This is a genomic window from Thermaerobacter sp. FW80, from assembly GCF_004634385.1.
Lineage (GTDB): Bacteria > Bacillota > Sulfobacillia > Thermaerobacterales > Thermaerobacteraceae > Thermaerobacter > Thermaerobacter composti.
In genome coordinates, this window is sequence record NZ_CP037895.1 from 2,308,815 (window position 1) to 2,330,343 (window position 21,529).

Genomic DNA, 21,529 nt, shown 5'->3' on the forward strand with positions numbered 1-21,529 from the left:
GTGCGTGGTTCCATCGTGAGTCCTAAGGCGGTCATTCAATCTAAGGTCATCGACCGATGGGCTTCATTCCGAAGCGCAGGGGACGACCCACCACGGGTGGGTAAGCCGGTGGATGAAGCCGGTGCACGGGCGGATCTCCCCGTGTCCGTACCGCCAGCGGGCCGCAACGCGAACGCGGTGAGAGTGTCGGATCGGATGCGGGCGAGGTGCGAAGGAAATGCGAAGGGGGAGGCGAGCGGTGGTCGACGCGAAGGATCACCGGGCGTCCGCCGTCGGCTGGAGCGCCACGCTGGCGTCGGCGGCCACGCGGACCGAAACCGGGGATGGGCCCGGGATCCAGCCGAGCCTCACCGGCACCCGGACGCGGACGGCCACCGTCGGTTCGGTGAGGCGGCGCCCCGACCACGGATGGCGACGGGGCGCGGAGGCCGACGCGTTGATCACCACCACGTCGATCGTGCTCTGGGTGGCCATGGCCTCGCCGAAGGCGCGCCGCAGCCCGTCCTCAAGCCATCGTCGAGCGGTGGCTTCGGCTGCCGCGGTGCGCAGCAAGGGCTCGCCCCGGGCAAAGGCCTGTTCGTCGATCTCCTGGACCGCGGCCAGGCTCGCCATGTCCGCCACGGCCTGGGCCTGGGCCCGCACGAGGATCAGCCGACTCCCGTCGAGGACCAGTCCCACTGCGGCGATCATCACCGGTAGCAACAGCAGGAAGGTCGCGGCGACCGCACCCCGCTGCAACCGCTGCTCCTCTGCCACCGCCCCGCCGCGGGCAGCACTCCGCCGACTCCCGTGTTCCTCCACCGCTCAACCCGCTCCCTTCGCCAATCCGCTCCCTTCGCGCGGTCGCAGGACCTCCGCCGGGGTCCAAGGTGTCCGTTCTCGACCCCTGCTGGGGCACGGGAGCGGAGGCGGCGCACCGGAAGGAGGGCGCGCGGCGGCGACGGGCCGGGGCGCGGGTGGTGCCTCGACGTCGCCCCGCCCCGGTCACCGCCGCGGGCGCCCTCGTCCCGCCCCTCGTCCCTGTGACCCGCCCGTCACGCGTCCGGTGGGCGCAGCCGTTCGTTGCGCCCGTGCATCTCGATCTGCAGATGGATCCCGTCGCGCAGGAACGGCCGCACCACCGGCGTCACCGGTCGTACCACCGTTCCCAGTCGCACGCTCAGGACGCTTCCGTAGGCCGGTCGCCGGGGTTCGATGCGCACGTCCACCGTCGCCGGGTCGAGGCCACCGGCCTGCAACTGGCGCGCGATCACCTGCCGGACCTCCGCGGTGTCGCCGCCCTCCACGACGGCGCGCCGCACGCCTTCCCGCGCGGCCTGGACGAGGACGATCTGGCGGTTCAGGATCACCGCCAGGTCGAAGAACCCGAACACCAGGAGCGCCAGCAGGCCCGCGACCAGGGCGAACTCCGCCGCCACCGCCCCACGCTGGGCACGAGGTCGGCTCAGTTGCCCGCCTCCTCGAGGGCCGAGGAGATCTCGCTCAGCCGCGTGCGAATGACGTCGCCGAGGTCCGTCAAGGCCGTGATCAACACGATGACCACGAGGGCGAGTAGAAGCGCGTACTCTGCGGAGGCCGCCCCCCGCTGCTCCGCCAGCGGTGCCAGCCAGCGGCGCAGCCGGGGTGCGCGGCCCACACCCGCGGCCACCATGCGCAGTACCGTCCATACCACCGCTTCCGCCTCCTTGCCAGTCGGTGGGTCCGGGCCTCGGTCCGCGGTCGAACCGCCTCCCGCGGGCGTCTCCGAGGCACACCCAACGTCAGCCAACCCGCCGGTTTCCGGCCTCGCGACGGGCGTTCCTGGGATCTCACCCCCTTCCCCGGCGCTGGCGGTCCGGGCGGCCCCCACGGACGGCACCGGGTTCGGTCCGAGTCCATCGGCTGGGCTCCGGGCGACACCGGCCGGCCCCGCATGACCGCCCATGGCCGCTCAGCGGTAGAGGCGCAGGAACTGCAGCACGTTGGGCAGCAGGACGACGATCAGGACCGGCGGCAAGAGCAGCCCCATGGTGACGACCGTCAGCCAGAAGGGCAGTCCGTCGGCCTGGCGCTGGAGCCGGCGAGCCGCCAAGGCTCGCATCAGGCGGATCTGGTCGTCCAGGGTCTGGGCGAGCGGCAAGCCCCGGGCCTCTGCCTCGACCAACGTCCGCAAGGCGACGGTCACCGCGGGGTCAGGGTACAGCCGTGCCAGCTCCTGGAGTGGCCGGCGCAGCGGCTCGCCGGCCCGCACGCGGGCGAAGGCCTCGCGGGCGTCGTCCACCAGGGGACCGTGGCCGACCTCGTTGGCCACCTCGACGGCCTGTCGCAGGTTCAGGCCCCCGCGAGCGGCCAGGGCGACGTCTTCCAACCAACCGGGCAACCCCGCGCGAACCCGCGCCGCTCGTCGCCGGCCGGCCGCCTCGAGGCACGCCAGGAAGACGCGCCGACCAGCCAGGAATCCCACCCCGGGCAGCAGCCACCACCCGGCATGGCGAAACCCGGTCGTCGCCGCCACGACCACGGCCAGGCAGGCCCCACTCGCGCCTCCCGTCCATGCGGCGACGCCCAGCGCGCGGCAAATCCACCCCAGGCCGTCGTCTCCGACGATCCGGTGCCAGCCGGCGCGCCGCACGAGCAGCACGAGGTCGACATCCGCAGGCGGACGGGCGGGCCACGGCCACCGCTCGATCCACGAGGCCCAGGCCGGTCGGGCCGGACGGGGGAGGCCACGGCCATCGATGCGGGTTCGCAGCCACCGCACCCCGGCGGGCAGCACGCCCGGTCCCCGGTGAACCGCCCACCCCGCCGCCGCCCCGGCCGACATGGCGACCAACACGGCCACGAGCCATCCCGTCACGGGGACCCCTCCCCGTCGCCGGTCAACGAGCCGGCCAACCGGCGCAAGAGGTGGATGCCCGTGAGCCACGAGGCGACGGCGTAGGTCAACCCCCAGCGTCCGATTGGGTCGTCCCACAGGGGTCGCAGGAAGGCTGGATCCAGCGCCAGCGCGTACGCCGTGACCACCACCGGCAGGCCGGCCAGGAGCCGTGCCGAAAGGCGGGCTTCCGCCGTCCGCGCCGCCACGTCCGCCCAAGACAGCCGCTGCTCCCGCAAGCCCTGGATGACGGCCAGGATCGGACCGGTGGCGTCGCCGCCCGTCCGTCGGTGGGCCGCGGCCACCGCCTGACAGCGCCGGAGGGCGCGGAGACCGCTGCGGGCGTACCACATGCCCAGGGCTTCCTCCAAGGGGAGGCCGGCTCCCAGGGCGGCGACGAACGCACCCTTCGCCGGTTCGAGCACCGGCGCCGGCACCTCCCGGGCGGCCTCGAGCCAGGCCTGGCGCAGGGGTCGCCCTGCCTGGAGCTGGGCGATCACGGTCACCGGACCCCTTCCAGGGCATCCGCCATCGCGTCCACCGCCTTCGCCGTGGCCGGCCGGTGCGGCCCGCTCGGTGCGTGCGATAGCGCGATCCCCAGCCGGTACCACGGCCCCCCGAGGCGTCCACCTAGCCCGGGACGTCGCCGGTACCCGGTGCCGCGCTGGACGCCACCTGGCCGCCGCCACGGCGGAGGGTCCGGCAAGGCCGAGGCGGCCACGCCGACGGCCACCGTCACGGCCAGGGCGAAGGCCGTCGCCGCCTCAACGGATGTCGGCAGTCCAGGCATCGGCACGTCCCTCGCCTTCCGTCGCGAGCCGTCCCGTCGACGCCGCACGCGTCGGGTCCCGGCGCCACCGTTCGGCCTCGGGGTGGGGCTGGAGCGGGACCGGCTCCACCCGGCCCCCCGGCCGCACTGCCGCGATCTCGGTCACCACCCGGCGGCCGCTTCGAACCCGTTCCTGGTGGACCACCAGGTGGATGGCCCGGCTGACCTGCTCCCGCACCAGCGAGGGCGCCCAGTTCTCCCCGGCCAGCAACACCAGCTGCTCGAGGCGGCGCAGGGCGTCCAGGGTGCCGTTGGCGTGGATGGTACACACCGATCCCAGGTGACCGGTGTTCAGCGCCTGCAGGAGGTCGGCGGCCTCCTCGCCCCGGACCTCGCCCACCACCAGGCGGTCCGGACGCATGCGGAGGGCGTTGCGCAGCAAGGTGCGAAGGGGCACGGCGCCCTGACCGTCCACCCCGGCCGGCCGGGCCTCGAGGCGCACCACGTGGCGATCGGGACCGAGGTCGATCTCCGCCGCCTCCTCCAGGGTGATCACCCGCTCCCACGGATGGGTGGCGGCCCGGAGAAGGGCGATCAACGTGGTCGTCTTCCCGGAGCTGGTCGCCCCGGAGATCAGCACGTTCCGCCGGGAGCGGACGGCGGCCGCCAGGAACTCCGCCGCGTCGGCGGTGAGCGTCCCCAGCCGCACCAGGTCGTCCAGGGACGGGCGACGACGGTGGAAGCGGCGAACCGTCAGCACCGGCCCGTCGACGGCCAAGGGGGGTACGATGGCGTGGATGCGATCCCCCGATGGCAAGCGGGCGTCGACGAAGGGGTGGGCGGGGTCGACCCGCCGTCCCAAGGGTGCGACGATGCGGTTGATCGTCTCGATCAGGTGGTCCGCGTCGCGGAAGCGGGCAGGGTAGGGCTGGATACGGCCCTCCCGCTCGACGAACACGCGTTCGGGACCGTTGACCATGATCTCGGTGACGGCGTCGTCACCCAGCAGGGCATCGATGGGTCCAAGCCCGACCATCTCGGCGCAGATCGCCTGGACGAGACCCGGGGCGGGCACCGTTCCCGCCGCCACGCCCGGACGGGCGAGGACCTGGGTCACGAACGCCTCCAGCCGTTGGCGCAATTCCGGTCCCGGCGGTTGGCGGAGCAGCTGGGGGCGTTCCCGCAGCAGCCGCTCGCGCACCGCCTCGACGAGCTCCAGGAAGCGCCGGTCGTTCCACGGCCCCGGAGGGGCGATCTCAGCCCGCATGGAAGCCCACCCCCCGGCGGCCCCCATCCGCCGGCGTCCGTACGTCGGCCCGCCAGCGGTGCCACAGGCGTCGCAGGACACCCTGACGCTGGGGACGGAGCGGGGTGCCCAGGATCCTCCCGAGGAGCGCGGTGACGGCCTCGGCGGCCGGATGGCCGGGTTGGGCCAGGCCAAGCGGCAAGCCGTCGGCCGCGGCCCGCTGCACCGCCTCGGGGTCGTCCGGAACCCAGGCGATCACCGGCCCGGCCAGGTACTTCTCCGTCTCCGCCCGCATGGCGTCAGCCCCGCGCCAGCGATTGACGACCACGGCCCATTCGCTCCCCGGGACGCCGTGGGCACCGAGCGCCTCGATCCAGAGGCGGGTCCGCCGCAGGGCCCCGGGCTCCGGGGTCGTCACCGCCAGGAGGACGCCGGGGGATCCCTCGGGCCACGGGCCGGTGGGGAACGCAGGGGCCGGCGGCAAGTCCACCACCACCACGTCGAAGGCGGTGGCCGCCCGTCGCAACAGGCGAGGGAGGGTGGGGGGCTCGATGAGTCCCGCCAGGTCCGGACGCGGCGGACCGGCCAGCACCCGCAGCCCCGACCGCGGGTGCACGAGCCACTGGTCGAGCCACCCTTCGTCGTCGCCGTCCAGCAAGGGCTGCAAATCGAGCACCGTTGGCCCCGGAGGTAGGTCCAGCGCCACAGCCGCGTCCGCCGCCGCCCAATGGGCGTCCACCAGCCCGCAACGCAAGCCGTGCACGGCCGCCGTCACGGCCAGTTCGCACGCCAGCCAGGTCCGACCCGCCCCTCCCTTGGCTCCGCCGACCATCACGAGGAGCCCGCCGCGGGCGGCAACGGGATCGCGGCGTGGGGGTGGAGGCACCGCCTCCCGTTGGTCGCGCGGAATCGACCCCGCCCGCCGCCCGGCCGTCGTCGGGTCCGTCGCCTGGGGCCGCGGGACCGCCACCCCGTCGGGCGGTGCCGCGACCGCGGGCGGCGGGCCGCCCAGGCCGGGCGGTCCGGGCGCCAAGGCCGGTTCCTCCCGGCCGTCGGCATCGGGGATCGCATCCAGGGAAGCCACAACCCGCACGCCCGGCTCGACACCGAGGAGGGCCGCAGCCGCCGCCTGCCAGACGTCCAGCGGTGCGCCGGGCGGGGCCAGCAGATACAGGTCCCCCTGCCCGTGCCGTTCGCGGATGATGCGCCCGCTGCGCAGGGCATCCGCCAGGTCCCCGGCCTGGACCAGCCACAAGTCCACCGGTCCACGGGGATCGGTGACCGCGTCGGCCGTCCGGGCCAGACCGGCGGGCGCCCAGCCCGGACGACGGGCGAGCCGTTCGATCTGCTCGGGACGCAACCCCACGCCATACCACCAGGTCTTGGGCTCCCCGGTCACGGGGCATCCTCCCCCTCGCCCACCCAGGCTGGGTCCACCAGCGGGATCGGCGCCGAACCCGCCGGCACATCCGCGCGGGACGACGTCTCCGCCGGTGCCGAGCCGGTGTCGACGTTCGCCTCGCCGCCGGGCTCCGGACCGACGTCTCCCCCGGTCGCGCCGGTCCCAGGGCCCTCCGTCCCCTGCGGCGACGCCCCGGGCTCGTCGACAGGCGGAGGCCCCGCGGTGCCGGGCGCCGGCACCGCGGTGGGGCGACGCAGGAAGAGGTTGTCCCAGGTGATGCCGCCGCTCCCTCCCTCGCCACCCGTGGCCGATGCCAGGGCCAGGTAGACGCGCCCGTAGGTGAGGGCGTAGGCCAGCCGCTCGGCCTGGTCGGCCGAGACCGCCAGCAGCACCCCCAGCGGCCGACCCTCCTCCCAGCGGCGGCCTTCCTCGTCCCGGACCTGAAGGACCGGCAGGTTCTCCAGCAGGGTCCGGGCTACGGCGCCGGATCCTTGACCGCCGACGAAGATCACGTCGACGCGGTCACCCGGCTGCACGGCGCCACCCAGCCCTTCTTCCAGCCGGGCCGGCACGAAGAAGGCGTGCTGATCCCCCTGGAGGTAGAGGGAGAGGCCCGCACCCTCACCGGGCGCGACGTCCGTGAGGAGCAGGGGCTCGCCGGCTTCCACTTCGCGGCGCAACACCTTGCCCACCACGGTGGCCGGGTCCGTGACGGCCTTGGGGTGCACGGCGACGGCGGGCATCTGCGTGACCGCCACCATCTGGGCCTCCAGGGGTACGGGCGCCTGGAGGGGGCGGGTGGCCACCACCACCGGTGAGGACGCGGTGGCGTCCACGTAGAGGACGTACGCGCTGGCTCCGGCCAGCAACGCCACGGCGAGGCTGATCGCCGACCGCCACGACAGCCGGGCCACCGGGCCACCTCCTTCCATATAATGGATTACACGACCCACCGTAGCACAGGGTCCTAGGAAAGTCAACTCTTTCCATGACAATATTTTACTGGTATCCTTGAGCTGGAGGTGGGGTCACCGTGCAGGGAACGGGGATCCAGGAGGATCACGGGACGACGGCGGCCCAGCAGGCTGCAGCGAGGGAGGCCCGGCAAGGCGCGGAGAAGGAGTTCGCAGGAAGCGTCGCGGCCCGCGGGTCCGGGGACGGCAGCCGCGGCGAGGCGGGACCAGCCCCGTCGGCGCGGGCCGATCCGTCGACCTGCCGGTGGACGCCACCGCTGGCGCCCACCGCTGGCGATGGAGCAGCCCCTGCACCGGCGCGGCCGCATACCGCCCCGTCCGGCGGCGATGGCGGCCGTCCACGGGCTCCGGGCCGTCGGCGAGCGGGGCGGTGGGGAATCGGCGGGCGGCCCAGGGGGCGGTCCCGGCTGGCCGTCGTCCTGGCCGGTCTCGTCTTGATGTCCGTGCCGGCCCAGGCCGCCGGCTCGTGGTACGTCGACCTGGACGGCCACTGGGCCGCCGACGAGATCCGCGTCCTCTGGGAGGAGGGCGTCACCGACGGCTACAGCCGTCCCGACGCCCTCGGCCGGCCGCAGACCTACTTCCTCCCCAACGCGTATATGGAACGCGCCCAGTTCGCCGTGCTGCTGGCCAAGGTCATGGGACTGGCGCCCGACACCACCGGTCCGCCCGTCTACCCCGACGTGCCACCCGGTTACCGCGCGGGTGGCGATCTCGACGCCTACCCGTGGGTGCAGGCCGGCGCGCGGGCCGGCCTCTTCCCGGACGAACCCGGCCGACCCTTCCGGCCCGGCGACGTCGTCCGTCGCGACGAAGCAGTGGCGATGCTGGTCCACGCCCTGGAACTGACCTGGTATGCCGATCGCATGCCGGAGAGCCGGATCGAGGCCCTGCTCGGCGCCTACCGGGACGCCGACCGGATTCGCCCCGCCCTGCGCCGGGCCGTGGCGGCGGCCGTCGACTTGGCCATCGTCGTGGGATATGGCGACGGCTTCCTCCGGCCGGACCGCTCGCTGACTCGCGCCGAGGGGGCGACCCTGATCTACAAGTCCGCGCTGCTGCGGGTCGGCGCCGATCCGCCCTCCTTCTCGCCCGACGGCGACCACGTCCAAGACCGGACCCGCCTCGGCGCCCGCGCGCTGCTGAACCGCAACCAGACCGCCTGGGAGGTCCAGGTCCTGACGCCCGACGGTCAGCCGGTGCGCACCTGGTCCGGGCAGTGGCTTCCCGCCAGCTGGGACTGGGACGGCCGGGACGAGGGGGGCCGCCCGGTACCCGCCGGACTCTACCTCCTGCGTGGCGAGCTGGTGGCCCGCCAGGGCACGCGCTTCACCTCCGCCGTCGAACCCCTCGAGGTGGTCTACCACCGGTTGGTGGCCACCGCGTCGCCGGCCGTGGTGGAGGCCGGCGAACCGGTCCACATCCAGGCGCTGACAGAGGGGCCCGTGGTGCGCGTCGTCGTGCATCTTCCGGGGGACACGGCGCCGACCCCGATGGCGCGCACCGCCCCGGGGACCTGGGAGGCGGGCTGGACGGTGCCGGAGGACACCGAGCCGGGGAGCCAGGCCCTGGTGGTGGTCGCCGCCTTTCCGGAGACCGTACGGCGGGAGACGGTCTACGTGGACGTCCTGCCCCCGCTGTGGATCCAGGGCGCGGTGGCGCCGAACCCGGCCCGGCCGGGAGAGCCGGTGACGGTCACCGCGACGGTGCCGGCCACGACCGACGTCGTCACCCTCCACCCGCCGAACCAGCCCTCGATCCCGTTGCGGGAGGTCGGAGACGGACGGTGGACCGCCCGGTGGCAGGTTCCTCCCGATGCCGCTCCGGGCTCATCCTTGCCCCTCGAGCTGGAAGCCCGTCGGCGCGACCGACGCGCCGTCGCGCATCTGGACCTGGCCGTGGCCGAGGGGGCGGCGAATCGCGAGCCCGTGTTCCACCTGACCCATTGATCTGGCTGGACCGAAGCGGCCACGGGGTTGCCCCGAGGATCGGGCCCGCTGGCGGGTGGCGACCCCGCCGGGGTCGCCACCCGCCGGCGTCGCTGCAACCGGCACGGCGGCCGCCCCCGTACACCGAGCCGTGGCACACCACGGCGCCAGGCGACGTGCAAGGCGCAGGCGCAAGGCGGCCTGGGGAACATAATCCGGTGGTCAGGGGTCGACCATGGTGCAGTGAGGCGGACGCTGCACGGGTGTTGAACGGTGCAGGGGCGGCGAGGTGCGGCCCCGCGGCCGCACCCCGCCGCCCCTGCAGCCCCTTCGTGGAAACCCCTTGGCCTTGGCGGGAACCCCTGGGTAGGAAGGGGATAGGCCCAGGCGCCACCGGCGGGGCACGGGTTCCGTGGCCTGCGGCGGCCACCGGCGAGGCACAGGCGCCCTCGCCCAGGGAAGCCCTGGGGAGCCACGGGCGCCGTCGCCCACGGGAGCGCCGATCGCCACGGCAACCCCATCGGGCCACCTGGCGACCGCCCCCAGCCCGGCGGCGATCGGCCGCCGTTCGCGGCCGGTCGCCGTACCACCGTGCCACCCGGTCCCGTCTCCAGGGCCCCAGCGGGGCGTATGCCCTCCCCGGGGTCTCCCCCTCGACCAAATCCCCCGGCGACTCGGCCTTGCCCTTGCCCCGATCCCCGGCGCCTAGACCTTGACCCAGCCCTCCCGGATCGCGTGGATCACCGCCTGGGTGCGGTCGCTGACGCCCAGCTTGCGGAAGATCGAGGTGATGTGGTTCTTGACCGTCTTCTCGCTGATGAACAGACGCTGGCCGATCTCCCGGTTGGAGACGCCCTCCGCCACCAGCTGCAGGACCTCGAACTCGCGGCGGGTGAGGGGCTCGGGGATGCCCCCGCCCAGGGGGGTCCACCGCTCGCGGCGGCGGGTTCCCAGCTGCAGCACGCGCGCCGAAAGGGTCGGGTGCACGTAGCCCTCGCCCCGGCAGCAGAGGCGCACCGCCTCGACCAGCGCCCGCGGCTCCACGTCCTTGAGCACGAAGCCGCTGGCGCCGGCGGCGATGGCCTCCAGCAGGTACTCCTCCTGATCGTGGATGGTCAGCACCAGGACCTGGGTCGACGGCGCGGCCGAGCGGATCTGTCGCGTGGCCTCGATCCCCGACATGTCGGGCAGGTTGATGTCCATGACGACCAGGTCGGGCCGAAGCTGGGCCGCGCGGCGCACGGCCTCGCCGCCGCTGCCGGCCTCCCCCACCACCTCGATGTCCGGCTCCAGCTGGAGCACCTGCCGCAGGCCCTCGCGGAGCAGCGCGTGGTCGTCAACGATCAGGACCCGAATCGGCATGGCCGCCTCCCTCCCTCCCCAGCGGGATGTCCAGGCGTACCCGCGTCCCCTGGCCGGGACGGCTGTGGATCTCCAGGCGTCCGCCCACCATCGCGAGGCGCTCCGCCATGTTGGCGAGGCCGAAGCGGTCCGCTGGGCGCGCGGCGGTGGGGTCCAAGCCGCGGCCGTCGTCGCTCACCTCGGCCCACAGCCGCCGCGGCGCGAGCTCCAGCCGCACCACCGCCTGGGTGGCGCCGGCATGCTTCCAGACGTTGTTCAACGCCTCTTGCACCACGCGGTAGACCGCGATCTCCACGGCGGGGTCGAGGCGCCGGATGGCGCCCCGCGTGACCAGCTCCACCGGCAGGCCCGTCCTGTCGACGAACCCCGCCACGTACTGGCGCAGGGCGGGCACCAGGCCGAGGTCGTCCAGGACCATGGGCCGCAGGTCGAAGATGATCTTGCGGACGTCGTGGAGGCTCTCGCGGGTCAGCGCCTTGAGGCGCTCCAGCTCCTGCCGGGCCCGGTCCGGGTCGTCCGCCAGCAGGCGCTGGCAGACCTCGGCGCGGAGCGCCACCTGGGCCAGCATCTGGGCGGGGCCGTCGTGGATGTCCCGCGCCAGGCGGCGGCGTTCCTCCTCCTGGGCGCGCAGCAGCATCAACCCCACCTGCAGGCGTCGCTGCAGGTCCGCCGCCTGCCCCACCAAGCGCCCCAGGTTCCCGGAGAGCAGCTCGGCGGCGAGGCGGACGTGCTCCCCCACTTCGTCGGCTCGCCGCACCGTCGCCTCCAGGCGGCGCAGGCGCCGCTCCAGCTCGTCGCGCCGCTGGCGCAGCTGGGCCTCCCGCTCCTGGGCCCGGACCCAGTCCTCGTGGAGGCGCAGGGCCTCCTCGTACGCCTGGCGATAGGCCTCCTCGCCGAAGCGATGGAAGTGGCGCGAGATCTCCACCAATCGCAGGCGCGCCTGCTGCTGGCGGCGGCCCAGCTGGTCCACCCGTTCGATCAGGGTCGCCAACTGCTCCCGCACCGCATCCAGCTCGCGTGCGGCGTCGCGGTGCTCCTGGCGCGCGTGCTCCGCGACGGCGAGGACCTGTTCGCGGCCGCGCTCCACGGCGGCCAGGATCTCGCGCAGGATGCGGTCGAGGGCCAGGGGATCGAGGGGGCCGAGGGACGCCGCTGCCACCGCCTCCACCCGCACCACCGCCAACGGGCGCGCCAGCCCCAGGAGGGGAGCCGGCCCCGCCGTCAATCCGTCCATCCGGGTTATCGGCGGGGGACGGCCAGACGTGCAGACGCGGACGACGCCGGACCGTCACCGGGGCGCCGGGGATCGGCCGCATCCCGACGATGGGATTGGCCGGCCGCCCGCATCGGCGGGACGCGGCGCGCGAGGCGCCGCGGGCGCCCGCGGCGCCATGGCCGGTAGGCGTCCGCAGCGCGCCGGCCGGTGCGCGTCCGCACCGCCATGGCCCGCGGGCGTCCGCATCGCACCGGCCGGTGGACGTCCGCAGCCCCATGGGCCGCGCGCGTCCGCGTCGCACCGGCCGGTGGGCGTCCGCAGCCCCATGGCCCGCGCGCGTCCGCGTCGCACCGGCCGAGGGCTTTCGCAGCGCCATGGCCGGCAGGGTCCGCATCGCGCCGGGCCATGGGCTCCCGCAGCGCGATGCCCGGTAGGCGCCCGCAGCGCGCCCGCCGGCGGACCTCCGCCCCGCCACGGTCGACGGACGCCCACACTGCGTCGGCCGGTGGGGCTAGGACCGCAGCACGCCGCGCTGGGCCAGGTGCCGGAGCACCCAGCGCTCGACGCGCCGCACCAGGCGGGTGCCGATGAATTCCTTGCCGGGAAGCGGCGTCACCAGGACGGTCACCATGCCGAGGCGGTTGCCGCCGAGGACGTCGGTGAAGATCTGGTCGCCGATGACGGCGGCGTGGGCCGGTTCGACCCCGAGGGTCTCGAGGGCACGCAGGAAGGCGCGGCGACGGGGCTTGGTGGCCGCGTGCACCGCCGGGACCCCGCAGGCCCGGGCGAAGAGCTGCACCCGCGCCTCGAGGTTGTTGGAGAGGATGCAGGCGACGAACCCCTGGGCCCGCGCCTGGTCCAGCCAGCGGCGGAGGTTCTCGTCGGGCAGCGGCTGGTCCCGCCGCGCCAGGGTGTTGTCGAGGTCGAGGATCAGACCCCGCACGCCCCGGCCGCGCAGGTCGTCCCAGCGGATGGCATAGATGGATGGGACGACCAGATCGGGAGTCAGCAGCCGCCACAACCGCCGCACGCCCTGGGCTCCTTTCCGGTTCTCCGGACCCATTATACGGCACGCCTGAAACGGCACGCCCAGCCGGTCCGCCACCGGGCGGAAGGGGCGGACGGGCGGGGCCCACGGCGCCGGGGCGATCCCGCCTGCGGACGAGCATGCGGCGCCGGTGCGTGGCCCGGTGGTGGACGGCGCCGAGGGGGCCGGTGTTGGGGGGCGACCGCTCAGTCGTCCTCCGCGTTCGGGCTGGACGCACCGCCGTCCCGCCGCGGGCCGGGTTCGTCCAGCACGCGGCGGGTCAACCAGCGCACCGCCCGCTTCTCGATGCGCGAGACGTAGGAGCGCGAGATGCCCAGGACCCTCGCCACCTCCCGCTGGGTGTAGCGGCGCTGGCCGTCGAGCCCGAAGCGCAGCTCCAGCACCCGCCGCTCCCGGGGGCCCAGCTCCCGCACCGCGTCCCGGATGCGTCCGGCCAGCAGGCGGCGGCCCACGGCGTCCTCCACGGCGTCGTCCTCCGCCGGCAACATGTCCATCAGGGTCACCTCGTTGCCCTCGCGGTCGACGCCGATGGGGCTCTGCAGGAACACCTCCCGCCGGTTGCGCCGGGTCGCGCGCAGGTGCATGAGGATCTCGTTCTCGATGCAGCGGGCGGCGTAGGTGGCGAGGCGCGTGCCCTTGCTCGGGTCGAAGGAGTCGACGCCCTTGATCAGTCCGACGGTGCCGATGCTGATCAGGTCCTCCGGGTCCTCGCCGGTGTCGTCGAACTTCTTGGCGATGTGGGCCACCAGGCGCAGGTTGCGCTCGATCAGCACCTCGCGGGCGCGGGCGTCACCGCGTCGCATGCGCTCCAGGTAGTGGGCCTCTTCCTCCGGCGTGAGGGGCTGGGGAAAGCTGCGGCCCGTCTGAAGATAACCGATCAAGTAGAGCAGACCGCGCACCAGGGCCGCCCCAAGGAGCAGCAGCCATCCGGGTCCCATGGCAGCGCCTCCTTGCCAACGGGTGGCGAGCCGGGCATCCGCCGCCGTGTGCCCGGCACCGCGCCCCCTGCGGCCCGCCGGATCGCCTGCGGACGAACCGGCCAGCACGAGGGGCACTGCCACGGTATGCACCGCGGCCCCGCTCCGTACCTGTCCCGGTGCGCCATTGGGCGTGATCGCGGAGATTGGGCATGCGCGGAAGGCCGGGTGGGCGGCCGCCGGCGGTGAGGGTCCCGGCCACGACCCCCTGGGGCCGCCTGCCGCCGGCGCCGTCGGCGCATCCGCACCCTCGGCGACCCGCTGCCTCCCCGGGGCCGGCGATCCGCCCGGACCTCAGCCGCCCCGCTCCTCCAGGGACTGGCGATAGGCCTGGACGTTGCGCTCGTGCTCCGCCAGGGTGCGCGCGAAGCGGTGACGGCCCGATCCGTCCGGGCTGAGCACGAAGTACAGGTAGTCGACGTCCGCGGGGTGCAGGACGGCCTCCAGGGACGCCCGGCCCGGGGACCCGATGGGACCGGGGGGCAGGCCCGGGTGGCGGTAGGTGTTGTAGGGCGAGGCCACCTGGAGGTCGCGGGCGGTCAACGGCCCCGAGGTCCGCCCCAGGGCGTAGAGCACCGTCGGGTCGGCGTCCAGCGACATCCCGCGTTCCAGGCGGTTGCGGTACACGGCCGCGATCAGCGGGCGCTCCTCCGCCACCCGGGCTTCGCGTTCCACGATGGACGCCAGGGTGACCACCTGGTGGACCGTGAGCCCCTGGCGCTGAGCCTCGGCCTGTTCCTCCGGACCGAAGACCTCCTGGAAGCGGTCCAGCATCATCCGCACCACCTGGTCCGGATCGGCGACGCGGCCGCGTTCGTCCACGGGCACCCGGTACGTGTCGGGGAAGAGGTAGCCCTCCAGGGGCTCCTGGAGCGCGGCCCGCACCTCCCGATCCCGCGGCAGATAGGGCCAGGTGGCGGCTGCGCGGTCCAGTGCCGCGCGGAAGGCCGCGCGCTCCACCAGCCCCCGGGTGACCAGGTGGTCGACGATCTGGTCCACGGTCCAGCCCTCGGGGATGGTGAAGCGGGCGGTCAGCACCTCGCCTCGCGCCAGCTTGTCCAACACGGCCCTCGCCGCCATGCCCGGGCTCAGCCGGTAGACCCCCGCCTTGAGCCGGCCGTCCCGCCCCTGCGCGCGGGCCAGCAGCCGGAAGGCCAGCGGGTGCCGGATCAGCCCGCGGCGGTGCAAGAGCTCCGCGATCTCCGCCGTCGAGGCACCCTGGGGGATGCGCACCACCACCGCCTCGGACGAACCGGGTCGGGGCGGTTCCAGGGCATGGAGATAGGCACGGTATGCCCACCCTGCGGCGCCTGCCAGCAGGACGAGGGTCGCGGCCGCCACCAGCCCCACTCCCCGCCGCCCGAAGCGCTCCACCGCTGGCCCTCCCCACCTCCCGCCGGTTGGCCGGCACCACGGCCCCGGACGCAGCCCTTCGCCGGCGCGCCCCCGGGCCTACCGGCTGCCGCGCCGGGGGCCACCGGCGCCCTCGTCCCCCCGATCCGGATCCTCGCCCTCGTCCTCCTCGTCCAGCCCTGCGTCGTCCAGCGCCTCCAGGTCGCCGCCCTCTTCGTCCTCGTCATCCAGCTCGTCGTCCGCCAGGTCCTCGTCGCTCCACTCGGCCTCCTCCCACTCCTCGTCGTCGGGGCCGAGCAGCTCGTCGGCGTACGCCTCGTCCTCCTCCTCGGCGACCATGTCCTCCCAGGCCTCCGCCACGGCGTCCCACTCGTCGTCGTCCTCGATCTCCACCAGGACCGGGGTGCCGTCGTCCTCGTGCAGCAGGCGGAAGATGAAGGCCTCCTCCTCGTCGTCGGGATCGGCGACGATGGCGTACTTGCGGTCGTCCAGCTCCACCAGGTCGATGACCACGAACTGCTGCTCCTCGCCGTTCTCGTCCCGGAAGGTGACGATCCGGCGCTCCTCCGGCAGATCCATGCCTGCCCCACCACCTTTCTCCGCAGCTCCCCGCCGTCGGGGGTCGCCGGGGCGGGCCCCACGCCCGCGCCCTTCGCGGGGAGATTCGCTACCGTCGGGCCGTCGCCTGCGGGCCGCCTCCAAGAACCCCTGCAGGATGATGGTCGCCGCCATGCGGTCGATCACCTGCTTGCGCCGACGCCGGGACACGTCGGCCGCGATCAGCACCCGCTCCGCCTCGACGGTGGACAGCCGCTCGTCCCATAGGGTTACCCGGGGCACGCCCGCTTGCCGCAGGGCGTCGGCGAACCGCTCGGCGGCGTGCGCCTCCGGACCCCGTCGACCGTCGAGGCGGCGCGGCCAGCCGACCACGACGCCGTGCACGTCGTACTTGCGGACCAAGGCGGCGACCTGGGCCGCGTTCTCGGCGTCGGAGCGGCGGCGCAGGCTGGTCAGCGGGCGCGCCACGATCCCCTCCGGGTCGCTGATCGCCACCCCGATCACCCGTTCGCCGAGATCCAGGCCGAGCCAGCGCACGACCTCCTCCAGCCTCCTCCGCGCCGACCGAGCCGCCATCGCGTCGCCACGCCCTGACCGCGGGACCAGCGTCCGCCCCGGCCGCGGGATCGGCGCCCACCCTGGCCAGGCGCTCGGCCCACCCTGGCGGGGGGCCTCCGCCTCCCCCTGCGGCCACCGAGTCGCGTCCCTGGCGTGGCGGCGTCGCTCAAAGCCAGCGCGGCTCGCGCCGCCGGGGCGACAGCAACAGCAGGGCCGCCGCGCCGGCGACGAACCCGGCGATGTGCGCCCACCAGGCCACCAGGCTGACGTTGGGCGCGCCCAGCGCCGCCAGGCCGTTCAGCACCTGCAGGCCGAACCAGACCAGCAGGAAGACCCAGGCGGGCACTTCTGCTACGGTAATGAAGATAAACAGAAAGATCAAGGTGATGATCCGCGACCGGGGGAACGCCAGGAAATAGGCGCCCAACACGCCGGCGACGGCCCCGCTAGCCCCGATGGTGGGGATGGTCGATGAGGGGTTGGCCAGCACGTGGACGTAGTTCCCCACCACGCCCGTCAGGAGGTAGAAGACCAAGAACCGGCCGCGTCCGAGGCGGTCCTCCACGTTGTCGCCGAACACCCAGAGGAAGAGCATGTTGCCCAGCAGGTGGAGCAGGCTGCCGTGGAGGAACATGGCGGTCACCAGGGGCAGGTAAGGGGCGATGCCCACCTGCGGCAGCATCCCCAGGGGCGGGATGGCCGCCGGCACCACCCCGTACCGTTGGGCCAGGGCGGCGATGCCGGCCTCGGGCGTCGGCCCCGTGGTCCATTGGACGAAGAACACATAGACATTGAGGGCGATGAGCAGTACCGTGATCCAGGGAAAGCGCCGGGAGCGGATGGTGTCGCGCAACGGGATCATGGCGTGCTCCTTTCCAGCTCTCTCGCCGGCACCCCACCGGCGGGGTGCCCACCCCGGCGGCCGCTGCCGGCGCGGAGTCGACGGAGCATCGGCGGTTTGGAAGCGGGGTGATCGGTGATGACCCAGCCGATGGTGCCGTCGCCGCGTTCCCGCCCGCCCCGGCTGCGACGCCGGCGCGACCCCGGTCGCCCGGGAGCGGTCCGGGTCTTCGGACCCCGCGGCGGAGGAACCGTCGCCCAGGGTGCCATCCTCGTGCCGGAGCCCCCGGCGCGGCGAGGGCTCTGGGCTCGCCTCAAGGCCGAACTCGCCTACCTCGCCGGCCTGCGGCGCCTCTGGCTGGTCGTCGCCGCCACCGCCTTCGTGGTCGGCTTCCTCTTTGGCACTTGGTTCGGCCACGACCTGTCGCGGGTAGCTCACCTCCGGTAAGAGAGCGGGGAGGCCGGGGCGGCGCCAGCTCGGGCAGCCGCTTCCCGCCGGCGTCGGGCCGCGAGCGCCTTGGCGGCCGACACGCCGGGGATGTGGCGCACGGTAGACGCGCGCCACGGCCGACCGTTCTTTTCGAAACGGATGCGGCGGGATGCGGCGATGCGCGCAGCCGCCCGGGCACGCCGCGCAGCCGTTCATCGGAGCCCGGGGCCCGCACCCCTCATCGGCCGCCGGGGCAGCGGCCGCCGCAGGGGGCGACCTGGGCGAGCCGCCCTAGGCCTCGCGGCGCCGGGTCCCGCCCCGCAGGGCCGCCACGTAGGCCCGGACCAGCTCGGCCAGCAGCTGATCGCGCTCCACCCGGACCACCAGCGCCCGCGCCCCCCGGTGGCTGGTGATGTACGCGGGATCGCCCGAGAGCAGGTATCCGGCCAGCTGTCGCACCGGATCGTAGCCCCGCTCCTCGAGGGCCTCGTAGACCGCGGCCAGCACCGCCGCGGCATCCGGCGGCGCATCCCCGCCCTCCCCCGCGGGCGTCGCCGGCAAGGGGGCTGCCCCGCCGTACATCGTCGGCTCGGCGTCGGCGACGGGCCTCCGGTCCGGTCCCGGTCCGCGGCCGGCCACCGGCGGCACCGGCTCCGCTCCTTGGTGCACACCTCTCGCCTCCGCTCCACGGCTCCCTGGGCTCCGGGCGGCGCCGAGCGGCCCGCGGACCGTTAGCCCTGGCCGCGTGCCGCCACGCCCGCCGCGCCCAGTTGCTCCAGCCACGACCGGCGACCCTGCTCGAGGGCCTCCGCCAGGCGGCCGGGCTCGCGGCCGCCGGCCTGGGCCAGATCGGGACGGCCGCCACCGCCGCCGCCCACCCGGCGGGCGACCTCACCGACCAGGCGACCCGCGTGGAGCCCGCGCTGCTGGGCGCCCGGCGTCAAGGCGGCCACCAACAGAGCCCGGTCGCCCGACCGCGCCCCCAACAGCACCGCAGCCTCCCCGGCGCGCTGGCGCAGGTAGTCGGCGGTCTCTCGCAAGACCTCGGGGTCGTCCACGGGGAGTTCGCCCACGATCACCCGCACCCCTGCCACCGCCGGCGCCTCCGCCAGCAGCCGGTCGGCCGCCTGGCGCGCCAGGCGACCCTGCAGCCGGTGCACCTGGCGCTCCAGGTCGCGGTGGGCCTCCACCAGCGCCTCGAGGCGAGCGGGCAAATCGTCCACCGGTGCCCGCAGGGTGGCCGCCAGCCGCTGGAGCAGGTCTTCCCGCTGGCGCAGATAGGCCAGGCTCGACCAGCCGGTCACCGCCTCGACGCGCCGCACGCCCGCCGCCACGCTTCCCTCGCCGGTGAGCTTGAAGAGCCCGATGTCGCTGGTGGACGCCACGTGGGTGCCGCCGCAGAGCTCGAGGCTGTAGTCGCCGATCTGGACCACCCGCACCTCGCGGCCGTACTTTTCCCCGAAGAGGGCGATGGCACCCGCCTCCAGCGCCTCCTCCAGGCTGGTCCAGTACCAGCGCACGGGGACGGCGGCCAGGATCACCCGATTGACCTCGTCCTCGATGGCCCGGAGCTGATCCGGCGTCGGCGCCTCGAAGTGGGTGAAGTCGAACCGCAGCCGGTCCGGCGCCACCAGCGAACCCGCCTGGTTGACGTGGTCTCCCAGCACCCGCTTCAGGGCCGCGTGGAGCAGGTGGGTCGCGGTGTGGTTGCGCATGATGGCCGCGCGGCGGGCGCCGTCGACCCGGGCCCGGACCCGGTCGCCCACGGTCAACGTCCCCTCGGTGACGCGGGCCTTGTGGAGGATCCGGCCCCCGGGCAGCGGCTGGGTGTCGACCACCTGCAGGCGTGCGCCGGCCGCCTCCAGCCAGCCGGTGTCGCCCACCTGTCCGCCCCGCTCGGCGTAGAAGGGCGTGCGGTCGAGGATCACGCCCACCTCCTCGCCGGCACGGGCGCGCTCCACCGGCTCCTCGTCCTTCACCAGCAGCCGCACCGTCCCCTCGTCCTCCAATCGCTCGTAGCCGGTGAAGGTCGTGGCCGGTTCGTCCGCCAGGGCCTGGGCCAGGGGCGAGCCGGGGTCCCAGTCCGCCTCGACCTCCCGGGCCGCCCGGGCCCGCTCCCGCTGGACGGCCATGGCCCGCTCGAAGCCCTCGCGGTCGACCCGCAGGCCGGCCTCCTGGGCGGCGTCCTCCGTCAGGTCGAGGGGGAAGCCGTAGGTGTCGTACAGCACGAAGGCCTCCTCGCCGCGGATCACCCCGTCGCCCCGCCGCCGCGCCCGTTCGATCAGCTCGGCCAGGATCTCCATGCCCTGGTCCAGCGTGCGGAAGAACCGCTCCTCCTCCGCCCGGATCACGCGGGCGACGTACTCGCCCCGCTGGCGCACCTCGGGGTAGGCGTCGCCCATCACCTCGCCCACCGTGTCCACCAACCGGTGGAGGAAGGGCTCCCGCAACCCCAGGATGCGACCGAAGCGGACGGCCCGCCGCAGGATGCGGCGCAAGACGTGGCCCCGACCCTCGTTGCTGGGCAGCACGCCGTCGGCGATCAGGAAGGTGCAGGCCCGGGCGTGGTCGGCGATGACCCGGAAGGGGAACCCGCGTTCGCCGTCCTCGTACCGTCGCCCGGTCAGCTCCTCGGTGGCCCGGATCAGCGGCCGGAACAGGTCGGTGTCGAAGTTGGAGGGCACGCCCTGCATCACCGACGCGATGCGCTCGAGGCCCATCCCCGTGTCGATGGAGGGCCGCGGCAGGGGTTCGAGACGGCCGCTCTCGTCGCGGTTGAACTGCATGAAGACCAGGTTCCAGATCTCCAGCCAGCGGTCGCAGTCGCAGGCGCCGATGCCGCAGACCTCGGCATCGCAGCGGAACTCCTCGCCCCGGTCGTACACGATCTCGCTGCACGGCCCGCAGGGGCCGGTGTCGCCCATGGCCCAGAAGTTGTCCTTCTCCCCCAGGCGGACGATGCGGTGGGCCGGGATGCCCGTGACCTCCTGCCACAGACGGAAGGCCTCGTCGTCGTCCCGGTAGATGGTGGCCCAGAGGCGGTCCCTGGGCAGGCCGAGCTCCTCCGTCAGGAAGGTCCAGGCGAAGCGGATGGCGTCGCGCTTGAAGTAGTCGCCGAACGAGAAGTTGCCCAGCATCTCGAAGAAGGTGTGGTGGCGGGCGGTCTTGCCCACGTTCTCCAGGTCGTTGTGCTTGCCGCCGGCGCGCATGCACTTCTGCGCCGTGGTCGCCCGCTTGTAGGGCACCTTCTCCTTGCCCGTGAACACGTCCTTGAACTGGACCATGCCGGCGTTGGTGAAGAGCAGGGTGGGGTCGTCCTTCGGGATGAGGGACGAACTCGGCACGATGGTGTGGCCGTGGCGCTCGAAGAACCGCAGGAAGCGCTCCCGGATCTCCGCCGCCGGCATCCCCGGCAGGCTCGCAGCCACCATCTCGCCACCTCCTTGGGGTTGGCTCGCCCAATCCGACGCTCCGACCGCGCCGCCCCGCCCCGGCCCGGGACACCGCCGCGAACCGCCCGGCCCGACGGCGCGGCGCAGGCCCGCCCGGGACCGGCGCGATCCGGCGCGCGCGAAAGAAAAACCGCCACCGGCCAAGGGCCGGGGCGGGCCAAGCCGCGGTACCACCCGAGCTTCACCCCGCCCTCGCGGGCGGGGCCTCCATGGGTCGGCGGGGGTCGCCCCGGCGGCGGGGCACCGCCGACCCGCGCGGTAACGGCGCGCCGCCGGGTGCACTTGGGGAGGGCCGCCGTCGGCCCGGCGTCGGGGACGCCCCTTCCCTGGGGTCCCCGTCCCTGGGATCCAGGGCGGCGTGGGTCGGGCCCTTGGCGACCTCCCTTGGTGCACCGGCTCCGGGAGGGCCTGCACGCCACCGCCCGAGAGCCTCGCAGCCGGGGGCTCCCTCTCTGGGGGGCGGGAAGGCGGCTTGGTCCCGTCATCGCCTGGGACCGGCCCGACGGCCAGCGGCCGGTCCCCATGGTCCCGATGGAATCACCCGCATTTTCCCATGTCCACC

The 21,529-nt window shown here is 74.3% G+C and carries 19 protein-coding genes; 2 read left to right on the plus strand and 17 right to left on the minus strand.

Annotation, left to right across the window (positions count from 1 at the left end):
* Nucleotides 1-255: 255 nt before the first annotated feature.
* The 8 genes from E1B22_RS09650 to cpaB all read right to left on the minus strand — a co-directional run bounded on the left by E1B22_RS09650 (nt 256) and on the right by cpaB (nt 7,185).
* Entirely contained in the window at nt 256-801 is a 546-nt protein-coding gene (locus E1B22_RS09650) for a pilus assembly protein TadG-related protein (RefSeq protein ID WP_243123300.1), read from the minus strand.
* A gap of 233 nt (nt 802-1,034) precedes the next feature.
* Entirely contained in the window at nt 1,035-1,418 is a 384-nt protein-coding gene (locus E1B22_RS09655; RefSeq protein WP_243123301.1) for a TadE/TadG family type IV pilus assembly protein, read from the minus strand.
* Between the two features lie 26 nt (nt 1,419-1,444).
* Nucleotides 1,445-1,672, minus strand: coding sequence for a Flp family type IVb pilin (locus E1B22_RS09660; protein ID WP_243123302.1), 228 nt, complete (start codon nt 1,670-1,672; stop codon nt 1,445-1,447).
* Between the two features lie 258 nt (nt 1,673-1,930).
* Nucleotides 1,931-2,836 (minus strand): type II secretion system F family protein, encoded by a 906-nt coding sequence (locus E1B22_RS09665; RefSeq protein ID WP_135225486.1) that lies wholly within the window; start codon nt 2,834-2,836, stop codon nt 1,931-1,933.
* On the minus strand, nt 2,833-3,360 hold the full coding sequence (locus E1B22_RS09670) for a type II secretion system F family protein (RefSeq protein ID WP_243123303.1): 528 nt from the start codon (nt 3,358-3,360) through the stop codon (nt 2,833-2,835). The genes E1B22_RS09665 and E1B22_RS09670 overlap by 4 nt, the downstream gene beginning before the upstream one ends.
* A 258-nt stretch (nt 3,361-3,618) precedes the next feature.
* The gene (locus E1B22_RS09675; RefSeq protein ID WP_135225487.1) at nt 3,619-4,890 is read right to left on the minus strand and encodes a CpaF family protein; all 1,272 of its coding nucleotides are present in this window, start codon (nt 4,888-4,890) and stop codon (nt 3,619-3,621) included.
* Nucleotides 4,880-6,268, minus strand: coding sequence for a hypothetical protein (locus E1B22_RS09680; RefSeq protein ID WP_135225488.1), 1,389 nt, complete (start codon nt 6,266-6,268; stop codon nt 4,880-4,882). The genes E1B22_RS09675 and E1B22_RS09680 overlap by 11 nt, the downstream gene beginning before the upstream one ends.
* Nucleotides 6,265-7,185 carry a Flp pilus assembly protein CpaB gene (cpaB, locus tag E1B22_RS09685; RefSeq protein WP_135225489.1) on the minus strand — a complete coding sequence of 307 codons (921 nt, stop codon included), beginning with the start codon at nt 7,183-7,185 and terminating at the stop codon, nt 6,265-6,267. Before cpaB ends, E1B22_RS09680 begins: the two co-directional genes overlap by 4 nt.
* A 119-nt stretch (nt 7,186-7,304) precedes the next feature.
* Between cpaB and E1B22_RS09690 the strand changes: the two genes are divergently transcribed.
* Nucleotides 7,305-9,194, plus strand: coding sequence for an S-layer homology domain-containing protein (locus tag E1B22_RS09690; RefSeq protein ID WP_243123304.1), 1,890 nt, complete (start codon nt 7,305-7,307; stop codon nt 9,192-9,194).
* Between the two features lie 684 nt (nt 9,195-9,878).
* On the opposite strand, the gene E1B22_RS09695 is transcribed toward E1B22_RS09690, so the two are convergent.
* From E1B22_RS09695 to E1B22_RS09725, 7 genes are all read right to left on the minus strand, one after another.
* Nucleotides 9,879-10,535, minus strand: a complete 657-nt coding sequence (locus E1B22_RS09695; protein WP_135225490.1) for a response regulator transcription factor — start codon at nt 10,533-10,535, stop codon at nt 9,879-9,881.
* Nucleotides 10,510-11,769 (minus strand): sensor histidine kinase, encoded by a 1,260-nt coding sequence (locus tag E1B22_RS09700; protein ID WP_243123305.1) that lies wholly within the window; start codon nt 11,767-11,769, stop codon nt 10,510-10,512. Before E1B22_RS09700 ends, E1B22_RS09695 begins: the two co-directional genes overlap by 26 nt.
* A gap of 493 nt (nt 11,770-12,262) precedes the next feature.
* Nucleotides 12,263-12,781, minus strand: coding sequence for a YqeG family HAD IIIA-type phosphatase (locus E1B22_RS09705; protein WP_135225491.1), 519 nt, complete (start codon nt 12,779-12,781; stop codon nt 12,263-12,265).
* 203 nt (nt 12,782-12,984) lie between these two features.
* A complete protein-coding gene (gene sigK / locus E1B22_RS09710; protein WP_135225492.1) occupies nt 12,985-13,737 on the minus strand; it encodes an RNA polymerase sporulation sigma factor SigK in 753 nt (250 codons plus the stop codon).
* Between the two features lie 333 nt (nt 13,738-14,070).
* Nucleotides 14,071-15,150 carry an endolytic transglycosylase MltG gene (gene mltG / locus E1B22_RS09715; RefSeq protein WP_135225493.1) on the minus strand — a complete coding sequence of 360 codons (1,080 nt, stop codon included), beginning with the start codon at nt 15,148-15,150 and terminating at the stop codon, nt 14,071-14,073.
* A 78-nt stretch (nt 15,151-15,228) separates the two neighbouring features.
* Entirely contained in the window at nt 15,229-16,224 is a 996-nt protein-coding gene (gene ruvX / locus E1B22_RS09720; protein WP_135225494.1) for a Holliday junction resolvase RuvX, read from the minus strand.
* A gap of 187 nt (nt 16,225-16,411) precedes the next feature.
* The gene (locus E1B22_RS09725; RefSeq protein ID WP_135225495.1) at nt 16,412-17,107 is read right to left on the minus strand and encodes a rhomboid family intramembrane serine protease; all 696 of its coding nucleotides are present in this window, start codon (nt 17,105-17,107) and stop codon (nt 16,412-16,414) included.
* Between the two features lie 117 nt (nt 17,108-17,224).
* Between E1B22_RS09725 and E1B22_RS09730 the strand changes: the two genes are divergently transcribed.
* Nucleotides 17,225-17,533: a hypothetical protein gene (locus tag E1B22_RS09730; RefSeq protein WP_135225496.1), complete on the plus strand. Its 309-nt coding sequence runs from the start codon at nt 17,225-17,227 to the stop codon at nt 17,531-17,533.
* Between the two features lie 273 nt (nt 17,534-17,806).
* Here the strand turns inward: E1B22_RS09730 and E1B22_RS09735 are convergent, their stop codons facing one another.
* Nucleotides 17,807-18,097: an IreB family regulatory phosphoprotein gene (locus tag E1B22_RS09735; RefSeq protein WP_135226087.1), complete on the minus strand. Its 291-nt coding sequence runs from the start codon at nt 18,095-18,097 to the stop codon at nt 17,807-17,809.
* A 149-nt stretch (nt 18,098-18,246) separates the two neighbouring features.
* Nucleotides 18,247-20,946, minus strand: coding sequence for an alanine--tRNA ligase (gene alaS, locus E1B22_RS09740; protein WP_243123306.1), 2,700 nt, complete (start codon nt 20,944-20,946; stop codon nt 18,247-18,249).
* Nucleotides 20,947-21,529 lie beyond the last annotated feature (583 nt).

Excerpts from the sequence above, each read along its gene's own strand:
- E1B22_RS09675 (WP_135225487.1), bottom strand. The coding sequence starts at position 4,890 with ATGCGGGCTGAGATCGCCCCTCCGGGGCCGTGGAACGACCGGCGCTTC.
- E1B22_RS09695 (WP_135225490.1), bottom strand. The coding sequence starts at position 10,535 with ATGCCGATTCGGGTCCTGATCGTTGACGACCACGCGCTGCTCCGCGAG.
- E1B22_RS09700 (WP_243123305.1), bottom strand. The coding sequence starts at position 11,769 with ATGGACGGATTGACGGCGGGGCCGGCTCCCCTCCTGGGGCTGGCGCGC.
- sigK (WP_135225492.1), bottom strand. The coding sequence starts at position 13,737 with ATGGGACCCGGATGGCTGCTGCTCCTTGGGGCGGCCCTGGTGCGCGGT.
- E1B22_RS09725 (WP_135225495.1), bottom strand. The coding sequence starts at position 17,107 with ATGATCCCGTTGCGCGACACCATCCGCTCCCGGCGCTTTCCCTGGATC.
- E1B22_RS09730 (WP_135225496.1), top strand. The coding sequence starts at position 17,225 with ATGACCCAGCCGATGGTGCCGTCGCCGCGTTCCCGCCCGCCCCGGCTG.
- E1B22_RS09735 (WP_135226087.1), bottom strand. The coding sequence starts at position 18,097 with ATGTACGGCGGGGCAGCCCCCTTGCCGGCGACGCCCGCGGGGGAGGGC.
- alaS (WP_243123306.1), bottom strand. The coding sequence starts at position 20,946 with ATGGTGGCTGCGAGCCTGCCGGGGATGCCGGCGGCGGAGATCCGGGAG.